This window comes from Zhongshania marina (assembly GCF_002915595.1).
Taxonomy (GTDB): Bacteria; Pseudomonadota; Gammaproteobacteria; order Pseudomonadales; family Spongiibacteraceae; genus Spongiibacter; species Spongiibacter marinus_B.
In genome coordinates, this window is sequence record NZ_PQGG01000017.1 from 1 (window position 1) to 12,311 (window position 12,311).

10 protein-coding genes are annotated in these 12,311 nt (G+C 47.4%); 2 read left to right on the forward strand and 8 right to left on the reverse strand.

Annotated features, from left to right (window positions below; translation table 11 throughout):
- Window positions 1–13: 13 nt before the first annotated feature.
- The 3 genes from C0068_RS07295 to leuC form a co-directional block, all read right to left on the reverse strand.
- Entirely contained in the window at window positions 14–889 is an 876-nt protein-coding gene (locus C0068_RS07295; RefSeq protein ID WP_103682565.1) for an IS982 family transposase, read from the reverse strand.
- A gap of 97 nt (window positions 890–986) precedes the next feature.
- Entirely contained in the window at window positions 987–1,637 is a 651-nt protein-coding gene (leuD, locus tag C0068_RS07300; RefSeq protein WP_103683838.1) for a 3-isopropylmalate dehydratase small subunit, read from the reverse strand.
- A 10-nt stretch (window positions 1,638–1,647) separates the two neighbouring features.
- Window positions 1,648–3,069, reverse strand: a complete 1,422-nt coding sequence (gene leuC, locus C0068_RS07305; RefSeq protein WP_103683839.1) for a 3-isopropylmalate dehydratase large subunit — start codon at window positions 3,067–3,069, stop codon at window positions 1,648–1,650.
- A gap of 180 nt (window positions 3,070–3,249) precedes the next feature.
- On the opposite strand from leuC, the gene C0068_RS07310 reads away from it, so the two are divergent.
- Window positions 3,250–4,134, forward strand: coding sequence for a LysR family transcriptional regulator (locus tag C0068_RS07310; protein ID WP_103683840.1), 885 nt, complete (start codon window positions 3,250–3,252; stop codon window positions 4,132–4,134).
- Here the strand turns inward: C0068_RS07310 and C0068_RS07315 are convergent.
- The 5 genes from C0068_RS07315 to C0068_RS07335 all read right to left on the reverse strand — a co-directional run bounded on the left by C0068_RS07315 (window position 4,131) and on the right by C0068_RS07335 (window position 11,692).
- Entirely contained in the window at window positions 4,131–4,721 is a 591-nt protein-coding gene (locus C0068_RS07315) for a nucleotidyltransferase family protein (protein ID WP_158249935.1), read from the reverse strand. The two genes, C0068_RS07310 and C0068_RS07315, sit on opposite strands and share 4 nt — an antisense overlap.
- A 1-nt stretch (window position 4,722) precedes the next feature.
- Window positions 4,723–5,700, reverse strand: coding sequence for an XdhC family protein (locus C0068_RS07320; RefSeq protein ID WP_103683842.1), 978 nt, complete (start codon window positions 5,698–5,700; stop codon window positions 4,723–4,725).
- Window positions 5,701–5,780: 80 nt separating this feature from the next.
- A complete protein-coding gene (locus C0068_RS07325) occupies window positions 5,781–8,300 on the reverse strand; it encodes a TonB-dependent receptor (protein WP_103683843.1) in 2,520 nt (839 codons plus the stop codon).
- 273 nt (window positions 8,301–8,573) lie between these two features.
- Window positions 8,574–10,988, reverse strand: coding sequence for a TonB-dependent receptor (locus tag C0068_RS07330; RefSeq protein ID WP_103683844.1), 2,415 nt, complete (start codon window positions 10,986–10,988; stop codon window positions 8,574–8,576).
- 230 nt (window positions 10,989–11,218) lie between these two features.
- On the reverse strand, window positions 11,219–11,692 hold the full coding sequence (locus tag C0068_RS07335; protein WP_103683845.1) for a flavodoxin family protein: 474 nt from the start codon (window positions 11,690–11,692) through the stop codon (window positions 11,219–11,221).
- A gap of 98 nt (window positions 11,693–11,790) precedes the next feature.
- On the opposite strand from C0068_RS07335, the gene gloA reads away from it, so the two are divergent.
- Window positions 11,791–12,231: a lactoylglutathione lyase gene (gene gloA, locus C0068_RS07340; protein WP_103683868.1), complete on the forward strand. Its 441-nt coding sequence runs from the start codon at window positions 11,791–11,793 to the stop codon at window positions 12,229–12,231.
- Window positions 12,232–12,311: the final 80 nt, after the last annotated feature.

A 12,311-nucleotide genomic window follows, 5' to 3' on the forward strand; every position in this document is an offset into this window, starting at 1 on the left:
ACCCGTGGTGCATTTAGGAAATGACCACTTTCAGGTTGTTTAATTTATTCCCTTCACGTTGGTTGAACCATTGAATTAATGTGAGGGACGCTATCTTTGTCACAATTCTGCGCGAAATACCCTTGAACGATTTTGCATAATTCCGCCGTATCATGAACTGGTCACAAAGTTGTGAAAACAATGTTTCGATCCGCTTTCTGGCTTTACGATATTTAGCCGGAAAGTCTCTAAACTCTTTCTGGTTCTTTCGCATCGGTGTTTGCAAATTGATACAACTTGATGAAAATAAATCTGTTTGCCAAACTCTGCTCAAATACCCTTTATCGCCAATCAAAACACAATTGTTTAACTGGCCTTCAATATCGTTTAGGTAATGGATGTCATGAACCGAAGCCTTTGATATATCGTACATTTTTAACACGCCACTCGGTGAGCAAACCGCGTGTAACTTATAGCCAAAGTAGCGCATATTTTGTGCTGCACAAAAACCAAAATCTGGCGAGCTAGATTCAAATTCTTGGCAAATTTTACTGCGATTAGATCGACTCATTTTACACACTTCCAATGGCATGCTATCGACAATATTTATATCGTTATCAACATCTAATCGCGTGACAATAGCGCTTCTGATTTCTTCTAATTTAAAACTCAACCTTCGCGCTCTTCTGTTATAAACGGAGCGCTCAATTTTCCCATTGATGCACGCAGGCAGCTGTTTGAACAAAAAGTGTTCTGAATCAATGCCCAGTGTTTCAGCTGCAAGACTGAGCGCGAGTAGCTCCTTATCGCTTAGCTTAGGTGTTCTGATTTGATTCAAAAAATTATCGGCTGGCTCAATTTCGTGCAAAAGAGACAGAATTTTGCTATAAACGCTGTGTAAGTTACTCATCTCGTTACCATTTTTCTCGTAAACTAATGATAACCTCTTTATGAGGGTGAGTAACTTACCTCCTTCCTAAATGCACTACGGGTATGTCTAAATTCGTTTATGCGCTGTGTTCGCGAAATAACCACGGCGATTTAGTCTGCCACTTAGCTTCGAACTTACGAATATCGTCGGCATCCTGCAAGGTCAAACCGATGTCGTCAAGCCCATTTAGCAAGCAGTGCTTACGGAAGCTATCCACCTCAAAACTGATGGATTCTCCGGCAGGAGTTATAACGCTCTGCGCGCTAAGATCGACTTTCAATGTATAGCCTTCCTCCGCATACATAGCGGTAAACAATTCGTCTACTTTTGCAGCGGGCAAAACGATAGGTAATACACCATTCTTAAAGCAGTTATTAAAGAAAATATCCGCAAAGCTAGGGGCTATTACACAGCGAAAGCCATAATCCTCAAGCGCCCAAGGAGCGTGTTCACGACTTGAACCACAGCCAAAATTCTCCCGCGCAATAAGAATGGATGCACCTTTATAGCGTGGAAAATTCAGAGGGAACTCTGGATTTAGCGGCCGCGCAGAACAGTCTTGTCCCGGCTGACCCTCATCCAAATAACGCAGCTCGTCAAACAAATTGGGGCCGAAGCCACTGCGCTTTATCGACTTCAAAAATTGCTTTGGAATAATCATATCGGTATCAACATTGGCGCGATCCATTGGTGCCACGATACCGTCAAGAACTGTAAATGCTTTCATCATAGACTCCTTAGATCCAATCACGCACGTCAACAAAATGACCGGCAATGGCCGCCGCCGCTGCCATCGCAGGACTCACCAAATGCGTGCGCCCACCAAAGCCCTGGCGGCCTTCAAAATTACGGTTCGATGTTGATGCGCAGTGCTCCCCCGCACCAAGCTTGTCGGCATTCATCGCCAAACACATGGAGCAGCCAGGCTCACGCCACAGCAAACCAGCCTCGAGGAATATTTTATCTAAGCCTTCTGCTTCAGCCTGCTTTTTAACCAATCCAGAGCCAGGTACAACCATCGCCTCTTTAACATTGGCAGCCACTTTTTTGCCGCGAACAACCGCCGCAGCGTCACGCAAATCTTCAATCCGCGAGTTGGTGCAAGAACCAATAAACACGCGGTCGAGTTTAATATCGGTAATCGCCTGACCTGCCGTCAACCCCATATACTGCAATGCGCGCTCACAGCCACTGCGCTGTGCCGGATCACTATAATCGGCTGGGCTAGGCACCACGCCACTTACCGGCAAAACCATTTCTGGACTCGTGCCCCAGGTCACTTGTGGCAAAATATCGGCACCGTTAAGCACCACGGTTTTATCAAATACCGCATCGTCGTCGCTGTGCAGAGTATTCCAGTACTCCAGCGCCAAATCCCATTCCGCGTCATTTGGTGCAAATGGACGACCTTTAACGTAATCGATAGTGCGCTCATCAACCGCCACCATACCGACACGAGCACCGCCCTCGATAGCCATATTACAAATGGTCATGCGGCCTTCCATCGACAGATTGCGTATAACATCACCGCCAAACTCAATGGCATAGCCAGTGCCGCCCGCCGTGCCTATTTTGCCGATAATCGCCAACACTACATCTTTTGCCGTTACACCAGCGCCGAGTTCACCATCCACTCGCACCAGCATATTCTTACTCTTCTTTTGAATAAGGCATTGGGTGGCAAGCACGTGCTCAACTTCTGAGGTGCCAATACCGTGAGCCAATGCCCCCAATGCACCGTGAGTCGCTGTGTGTGAGTCGCCACAGACCACAGTCATACCTGGCAGGGTTGCGCCCTGCTCTGGCCCGACGACATGCACGATACCCTGACGCACATCGTTGATTGAGAATTCAGTGATGCCAAATTCATCGCAGTTTTCATCTAGAGTGCGCACTTGAATTCGCGACACCTCATCGGCAATCGCCTCAACACCGCCGCTGCGCTCAACAAGCTCGGTAGGTACGTTGTGGTCAGGGGTTGCGATATTCGCCCCAACCCGCCAAGGCTGGCGACCGGCCATACGAAGCCCTTCAAATGCCTGTGGCGAGGTGACTTCATGCACTAAGTGACGGTCGATATAAAGCAAGGCGGTGCCGTCATCCCGTTCTTTTACCAGATGTGCATTCCACAGTTTGTCGTAAAGCGTTTGTCCAGCCATAATCTTCTGCCCCATTTCGTCCTACGCTTCATGAAGTAAGCGTATTTGCCAAGTCTGCGATAGCGAAGCAATGCCTGCATCACTTATCAGAACCGCAATACTACGCAGCACCATCAAATAACACAAATTCATATTTTTCATTATTTGCATTCTATTATGGAATAGTAATACTCTTACGACATGGATACCGATTCTCTCAAAGCCTTTCTCGCGGTTGCCGATCAGCAATCATTTTCGCTAGCGGCAGAGCAGCTATACCTCACCCAACCAGCAGTGAGTAAACGCGTCGCGGCCTTAGAAGCACAATTGAACTGTAAATTATTTGATCGAATCGGCCGCAAAGTGCACCTCACTGAAGCCGGTCAAGCCCTACTCCCGCAAAGCCGGCGAATATTGCAGGACTTAAAAGAAGCCGTGCGCAGCATCCATGATTTGCGCGGCCACGTCAGTGGGCGTTTATCGATGGGGATAAGCCATCACATTGGCCTTCACCGCCTTCCGCCAATACTGCGCAAATACAGCCAACTCTATCCCGAGGTTAAGCTAGACATCGACTTTATGGACTCAGAACAGGCCCACCAGTTAATTCTGCACGGAGAGATGGACCTGGCTGTGATTACCCTGTCGCCAACCGGTGAGCAGCAATTACAATCAATGCCAATTTGGGAGGACCCCCTCGCTGTTACGGTTGCCCACGATCACCCTCTGGCAAAGTACGCCAAAGTGAACGCCGAAATGCTTAGCCAGCACACCGCTCTACCGCCGGGGCTCAACACCTATACCGGCCAAATTATTAAAGAGTTATTTGATAAGCGCGGTTTAAACATGAATATCGGCATGTCTACCAACTACCTAGAAACCATTAAAGTAATGGTCAGTATCGGTCTTGGCTGGAGCATACTGCCATTAACCTTGCTTGATGACAGCGTGGTAGCACTTCAGTGGGAAGGACAAGAACTTAGCCGCACCCTGGGCTGCGTACATCACCGCAATCGCAGCCTATCCAACGCCGCAGAAGCATTTATCGAATTACTCAGAGACGCTAGCGATGAAAGCCAGGCTTAGCGCAAGGTAGGTCGCAATTTGCTTAGCACGGCGCGCATTTCTTCAGGAGTGTCTGCATCGCGGTAAATTCCTTCATCTTGGACTTCGACGATATCAACACTTTCGTGGTGATTAGCAATTACCGATCGCGCTCCTTCATCCCCTGTTAATTCACGTAATAAAGGCCAAAACTGCCTTCCAAAGGCAACTGGATGCCCGCGTCGACCTTCGCATTCTGGAACAATTATGCGATTTGGCGCAGCGCTGGCGGCCACTCGGCGAAGAGACTCTATTCTGAGTAAGGGTAGATCCGCAGGCATAATCAATAGAGATTCCGCCGCAGACCGCTTTGCAAATACGCTCACTGCATCGGCAATACTCGCCCCCATTCCTTGCTCGGCATTCGGCGCAACAATACATGGCGCATCAATTTTATCGGCGATCATGTCTTTGGCATTGATCACCACTGAAACATCTAGCCCCGTTTTTTTAGCGCGACGCACCAAGGCGTTAATCAGTACACCACCGTGGGGCAAAACCGTAAAACGCTTGTCACTATCGCCAAAACGGCGGCTTTTACCGGCAGCCAAAATAATAATCGGCAACATTTTATACGTCACCAACATCTACTTTTTTCAGCGATACTGACCGCAGCTGTGTGAGCTGCGCCATAATCGCCACGGCAATTTCCATCGCTGACTTACTACCAATCGCTAAACCTACCGGTGCATGTAGACGATCAATTTGTTCATCACTGATATCCAACTGCTTTAACCGCGCTCGGCGTTTTGTCGAGGTTCTCTCAGAACCCAGCGCGCCAACGTAAAACAAGGGCTCGGTAAGCGCCTGCATCAAGGCCATATCATCTATTCGAGGGTCATGGGTCAGAGTGATTACTGCGGTATAAGGATCAGCAAATTCGCTCACTGCCTCATCGGGCATTGAGCTGTTTAATTCCGCACCGCTTACCGACCACTGCTCCCGACGATCTTCTCGAGGATCACAGACCACCACCCGATAATCCATTGCCAGCGCTATCTCTGAAATACATCGCGCCAACTCATTCGCACCAATCAGTAATAATCGATACCTAGGGCCAAAATCCTGAATGAGTACATCTTCACGTATAACGAGAGGCTCGCAGCGAAATACATCCTCAAGCTGCCACTGACCAGAGCGCAGATCAACGCGCCGACGTTTGGCTAAACGAGTATCTAAAGCCTCACACAGTTCGTTTAATAAAGAACAAAACTCAGCGGAGGCCATTAAGGGTTCGAGCAAGATCTGCATTCGCCCGCCACAGGGCAAGCCAAAACGTTCGTTTTCTTCGGCACTAACACCGTATTCCAATATTTCTGGCTGCAATGTTGCTAATTCGCCACGCTGCAATTTTTCGAGCAATTCGTCTTCTATACAACCGCCGGACAGCGACCCAGTCACAGCACCATTGCCGCTCAACAATAACATCGACCCCAAGGGACGTGGCGAGGCGCCAAAGGTTTTTACCACAGTACACAGCCATCCGTGCCCTCCATTCTTAAGAAGGTCAAGTGCACCAGCAAGCACGATTTGTTCAATACTCTTCACTATTTAAGTCACTCAGCGTAAATACGTGGCAAAAAAAACGCCGCAGATGCGGCGTTAGTAAATTACCTTAAATCGCTTTATTAATACCAGCGATACGTCGCTTGAATTGCGTAGGTGCGTGGCGTTTCAATGAAACCGTAATGACCGGTACTGCCAAAGATACTGCTAGATAGCGGCGTATCATTGGAGTAAGAGATTACTGTTTCATCAGTTAAGTTTTTAACTAAGAACGCGGCCTCCCAACCCTTGGTCACGTCACCGAGTGACAAGCGCACATTGCTCTTAACATAGGCGTCTTGCTCCTGGCTTGGATCAAGGTTTTGCGAAGAGTTATAAGAACCGGTAAACACGAAGTCTACACCACCTCTAAACTCAATATCTTTGTTTACCATAGTGCTGTACACAAAGGTTAGGTTACCGGAGTAATCCGCAACGTATTGATTAGATTTTCCTTTGTAATCGCAGTAATCAGTTCCGCTAACATTAAAATCAGGTGTTTGACCTTGGTAACACTGACCATTGGCGAAGTCGGTAAACTCGAAGTCCAAGAAGGCCAAGGCGCCTGTCATCATCAAGTTCTCAGTCAGCGCCATCCGGCCGTCAAGCTCTAAGCCCATGGTTGTTGCCGCGCCGGCATTACCAACGTTAAAACCTAGAGTACCATCAAAAATACTCACCTGAAGATCATCATACTTTGTATAAAAGGCTGCGATATTCAGCTCTGCCGCACCGTCTAACAAAGTCGTTTTTGCACCAGCTTCGAAGCTAGTCGCCTGCTCTTCTTCATACTCAAAGCTACCAACAATAATTGGCGCACTATCTGGAGAGGTTATATTTTGAATTGGACGTACCGGATTAGCCTCAGGAGATGCATTCGAACGCGCATCATAACCGCCCGATTTATAACCACGACTTAATGTTGTATACAACATAACATCGTCGCTCCAATCGTATTGCAGATTGATCGACGGCGCGAAATTACCCTCGGAACGTGAGCCTTTTAAATCATGACGTTCAGCGGAGAAATTCTTTGCTACAACAGTATCAACTTCGCCGACTGGTCGGATCGCACCCGTGCTCAAGTCACTTAACTCCAATTTACGAGAGCCATCTTTCTCCTCGTAGGAGTAGCGAACTCCGAAAGTCGCACGGAATAAATCAGTGATATTCCAAGTTGTCTGCAAGAATACCGAGAACAATTCCGTGTCGGAGCTAAAGTTACGTGGTGTGCCTAAGTTCCTAATCTCGTCACCGGCATCACCGATACCACCCAAACCTAGCCCCAACAAGCCCCCTGTTAAGTCAAATGGAGGCGCTTCGCCGTTTGCTCCACCTTTCTGAAGGTCATCTGCGTTAAGTAGGTCCGGAAGTATGTCACTAGAGACCTGGATACTATCAAAGAAATCTAACTCACTTTTTTGATAGAAGCCGCCACCTATAAATTCAAATGTTTCTCCTATGGGGGAAACCCAGCGGAACTCCTGACTAAACTGACTGTACTCTTCCTCTGCTGCTACAGCAAAAATCGGCGCGCCAGTAAAATCACAATCGCACAATTCGTCAGTTTCATACCCCAAAATACCGGTTATAAAAGTAAATTGATGATCTCCCCAAGCATAATCGACATTCAAAGTAATATTGTGAGTATCGTTATAGCTATAGTCACCATTAGATGAACGTTTGAAATCTTGATAGTTATTTAATACTGAAGAATCTGCGTCCACAGTTGCCAATGTAATCGGGCCAACACCAATCACGGTGTTATCCAATATTTGCCCATAAGTCTTACCGGTGAACTGGCTAGTTGTTGACGTTGATGGCTGGTCATTAATAATCTCTATTTGACGCCCATTAACATCAAACTTACCGAGTTCCATTTTCAATGACGCAGATAAATCTGGCGTTGCATCCCAATCTACAATCAAACGAATAGTTTGCTCATCGCGCTGGGGCTCATCACGATTCAATGTGAGGTTTTCAATATGGCCATCAATTTCGCGTTTTCTAATCGCCAAACGCGCACCGAACTCATCATTTATTGGCCCTGACACCATAAAGTCGAGAACACGCTCGTTAGTTTCTACCTCGTAAGTGCCAGAAACCAGCCCTTCAAACTCTTGTCCTGGGCGTGCAGAAATTAAGCTTAGGGCACCAGCGATACTGTTTTTACCGAAAAGAATGTTTTGCGGGCCACGCAATACTTCTACACGCTCTAAATCAAGAAATGGTGCCCGCGTTAATTGCGCACGTCCGTAGCTAACGCCGTCAAAATACATACCCACAGATTGTTCAAAACCTGGGTTAATACCAGAGCCAATACCGCGAATATAAATATTGGTACCAATACCCGTCTCAGACATTGTTAGGTTAGGTACATAGGCTTGCAGGTCTTCCACCTTGCTAATACCTGCTTCCATCATTTTCTCGCCAGACACGGCATTAACGGAAACCGGAACATCTTGTAAACTTTCCGCCCTTATCGTGGCGGTAACAATCACCTCCTCAAGTACAGGAGCGGCGACCGAGTATGAGGAACACAGCACAATAGCAGTAGCAATTGCGGAACGACGAAAACCAAAATCAGGACTTTTCAAGGTCATGAGACCTCCAGGTGCGATAGTTTTATATTTATAGTGCTACCGATAGCCAAGCGCTACTCAGCAGCCTAATCTCAAAATAGCTTACATTTTAGATATAAGCCAAGATGTATGCAATGAAAACATAACTCATTTTGAGGCATAGTTCAACGACTTAGCACTTTTTATCAATTAAGACTCTTTAATAATCAACAACAGGTACAGACAAAAAAAGAGCGCGATTCACATCGCGCTCCTTAATCCTACGAGCAAAGCTATTCCACTGCTTTTACATGATTACCAACGGTAAGCCACCTGCACCGCAACACTGCGTGGGCGTTCAATAAACGCATAATGGCCGATACTACCAAAGCTGCTGTTAGCAAGCGGCACATCATTTGAATATGAGACCACATCCTCATCAGTAAGGTTTTTACCGATCAGAGCGACTTCCCAGCCTGACTTCACATCGGCAACGGCTAAGCGCATATTCACCTCAACATAGCCATCCTGCTCCTGACTAGGATCTAAGTTTTGCGACGAATTGTAATCATCGGTAAAGGTGAAATCTGTTGCCGCACGAAACTCCATTGCGTCACCAAACTCTCGAGTGTAAACAAAACCAACGTTGCCGGAATAATCCGCCACGTATTGGTTAGTCATCCCTTTGTAATCACAGTACTTCACACCATTAACCGTAGAATCTTCAGTTTGCCCCTGATAACACTGGCCGTTAGGGAAGTCAGTAAATTCGAAATCAAGGAAGGCCAGTGCACCCGTCATTAACAAGTTATCTGTCAACGCAAAGCGGCCATCGAGCTCAATACCTTTGGTTTCCGCTGCACCAGCATTACCCACATTGAAACCCAAGGTGCCATCAAAGATACTCACTTGAAGATCATCGTATTTGGTGAAGAACGCGGCGATGTTTAACTCGCCCCGACCATCCATAAAGCTGGTTTTTGCACCCACTTCAAAGCTGGTCGCTTGTTCTTCATCATATTCAAATGAACCCGATATTGACGCACCAACTGGATTTGGCGCCGCACTTGGAGAGGCATTTGAACGCGCATCAAAACCGCCAGACTTATGGCCACGGCTAGCTATTGCATACGCCATCACATCGTCATTTACATCAAACTGAACATTTAAAGACGGCGCCAACTTACCACCGCTTTGACTGCCCTTAAGGTCGTGACGTTCGATCTTAAACAATTCCGCCAATACACCATCTACTGTACCAATTGGGCGCTCAGTGCCCGCAAGGTCAGCAACTGTTAAGCTCCGAGAGCCATCCTTGGTCTCATCTGAATAACGCAAGCCCAAAGTCGCTCTAAGACGATCATTAACATTCCACGTTGTTTGCCAGAAAACCGACCATAACTCGGCGTCACTCGTGAAATAACGAGGTGTTGTCGTATTGGCAATCGCCGCACTCGCTCCAGCAGCCTTAGCATCTGCAACAGCTGGTGAATCGCCCGCAGCAATTGCCTGCGCACGCACCCGTGAAGACACCGCTGCTGGAATAATGCCAGAATCGATAATGATGCTATCGTAAAAATCTAAATTGCTTTTTTGATAGTAGACGCCACCAATATGCTCTAATGTGCCCCCCGCCGCAGATACCCAACGAATTTCCTGACTGTATTGATCGTAGTCTTCTTCAAACGGTACGCTAAATACTGGCGCGCCGGTGAAGTCACAGTCACACAGCTCATCAAATTCGTACTGCAACAAGCCGGTGATAAAGGTCAAGGTGCTTTCACCAAGGGCATAGTCAACATTAAGAGTAATGTTTTTAGTGCGGTTATTACTGTAATCACCGTTAGACGAACGCTTATAGTCCTGCTTGGTATTTAAGACCGAAGGATCGGCTCCGAAGCTGCCCGCCAAAGCCTGAGAATAGGTAGCGCCTCCCAATATAGCCGACGGCTGATCATTGACAATTTCTACTTGTCTACCCAGCACATCGAATTTACCCAACTCAAATTTAAGCATTGCCGTAAGATCTGGTGTCGCGTCCCAATCCAAAATAGCGCGAATGGTGGACTCATCTCGCTGCGGCTCATCGCGATTTAAGGTCAGATTCTCGATATAACCGCCGAATTCACGTTTGCGAATAGCAACCCGTGCACCCAAGGTATCGGTTATCGGCCCAGACACCATAAAATCAACGATCTTTTCATCGTGATCTGGCTCGTATAAGCCAGAAATCATACCCTCTTGCTCTTGCCCGGGGCGCGCAGAAACTAGGCTCAAAGCCCCTGCAATACTGTTTTTACCGTAGAGAATATTTTGCGGACCACGCAGAACCTCAACGCGGGCCAAATCTAAAAAAGGTGCACGGGTTAATTGCGCACGGCTATAGGAAACACCGTCAAAATACATACCAACGGACTGCTCAAAACCGGGGTTAATACCTGAGCCGATACCGCGAATATAAATATTGGTCCCTATACCCGTCTCTGACATAGACAGGTTGGGCACGTAGGCCTGCAGGTCTTCAATCTTATCAATACCAGCCTCCTGCATTTTTTCACCTGCCATCGCATTTACCGATACAGGCACATCCTGCAAGCTTTCGGTTCTAAGCGTAGCCGTGACCAACACCTCCTCGAGGGCTGGCGCTGCATAAACTGAGGAATTTGCACACAGGCCAATAGCTAGCACCAGAGGCGCTACACGATAATTAACCACACGCTGTTTTGTCATTTAAGACTCTCCCGATAAATTTATTTTAATTATTCAACCCTAGCTATTGAGCACCAATTACGTACGTAACAGTAAGGGTTGATAATGAGTCTAGTCGGTATTTCACAGAAGTAAAATGTGGAATACCGCTATACTCGCACCTGAATGGCACAAGAAATGCTACGAATAGTAGGAGGGATCAGATCAACGCAAAACTGGCAAATAGGCCATATGCGTATAAGAAAATAAACTTAGAAAATTCCAAGACTTAGGCCACTGGCAAACGCAGCACCCAACTCTTCAGCTTTTGTGAATGCTGCGCCGTCGGGACGGCCGGTGACAATTACCGCCTCGCTGACAGAGCGCCAACTATAACCTCGGGCTATACGCTCAAAATCCTGTAGCGCATTCGTACCGTCATTGCCCGTACAGATAAACACGCCATAGGGTAGAATTATTTGGCGCTCAATCACAGGATAAAAACTGCGATCAAAAAAGTCCTTCATTCCCCCAGCAATCACCGCAAAATTCTCTGGAAAGAACAGCAGAACCCCATCACACCAAATTAAATCGCGGGTACCCGCCTCTGCTGCTCGCAATAAACGAACCTCAAGATCGGGCTCAGCGTCCTGAGCGGCCCTGCTAGCGGCATAGGCTAAACTTTCGTTTCTGCCGGATTGACTGTGGTATACAATCAGTAAATGCTTTGTTTCAGTTTCAGCCACAAAAACGTTCTCGCCATTCAATTAACACGCTAGTCATGAAAACACGGCGCCAGCGCTATAAACAAGGCCACACTAGCATTACGAACTACTGGATCTTTATGAAATATCTTCACACCATGATTCGCGTCAAAGACCTTGACGCTTCAATGCACTTTTACTGCGACGTCCTAGGCTTAAAAGAAGTTAAGCGTTATGACAGCGAAAAAGGCCGCTTTAGCCTCATTTATCTCGCCGCACCTGATGACCTTGAGACGGCAAAAATCAGCTATACGCCCACCATCGAATTAACCTACAACTGGGATAGTGAGGACTACCAAGGCGGTCGCAATTTTGGCCACCTAGCATTTGCAGTAGACGACATATACGCGAGCTGCCAAAAACTACAGGACGCAGGGGTAACCATCAACCGTCCTCCCCGCGACGGCCACATGGCTTTTGTGCGCTCGCCAGATCAAATCTCGATAGAACTGCTGCAACGCGGCGAAGCACTCGACCCGCAAGAGCCGTGGCTTTCTATGCCGAATACTGGTGAGTGGTAATTTCTAGAGCAGAGCAATGCTAATTCGGGGCTTCATCGTAACAACTTGGCCTACTGAAGCCCCCGCGCGCGACATTTATA

Excerpts from the sequence above, each read along its gene's own strand:
- C0068_RS07325 (WP_103683843.1), bottom strand. The coding sequence starts at position 8,300 with ATGACCTTGAAAAGTCCTGATTTTGGTTTTCGTCGTTCCGCAATTGCT.
- gloA (WP_103683868.1), top strand. The coding sequence starts at position 11,791 with ATGAAATATCTTCACACCATGATTCGCGTCAAAGACCTTGACGCTTCA.
- leuD (WP_103683838.1), bottom strand. The coding sequence starts at position 1,637 with ATGAAAGCATTTACAGTTCTTGACGGTATCGTGGCACCAATGGATCGC.
- C0068_RS07315 (WP_158249935.1), bottom strand. The coding sequence starts at position 4,721 with ATGTTGCCGATTATTATTTTGGCTGCCGGTAAAAGCCGCCGTTTTGGC.
- C0068_RS07330 (WP_103683844.1), bottom strand. The coding sequence starts at position 10,988 with ATGACAAAACAGCGTGTGGTTAATTATCGTGTAGCGCCTCTGGTGCTA.
- C0068_RS07295 (WP_103682565.1), bottom strand. The coding sequence starts at position 889 with ATGAGTAACTTACACAGCGTTTATAGCAAAATTCTGTCTCTTTTGCAC.
- leuC (WP_103683839.1), bottom strand. The coding sequence starts at position 3,069 with ATGGCTGGACAAACGCTTTACGACAAACTGTGGAATGCACATCTGGTA.
- C0068_RS07310 (WP_103683840.1), top strand. The coding sequence starts at position 3,250 with ATGGATACCGATTCTCTCAAAGCCTTTCTCGCGGTTGCCGATCAGCAA.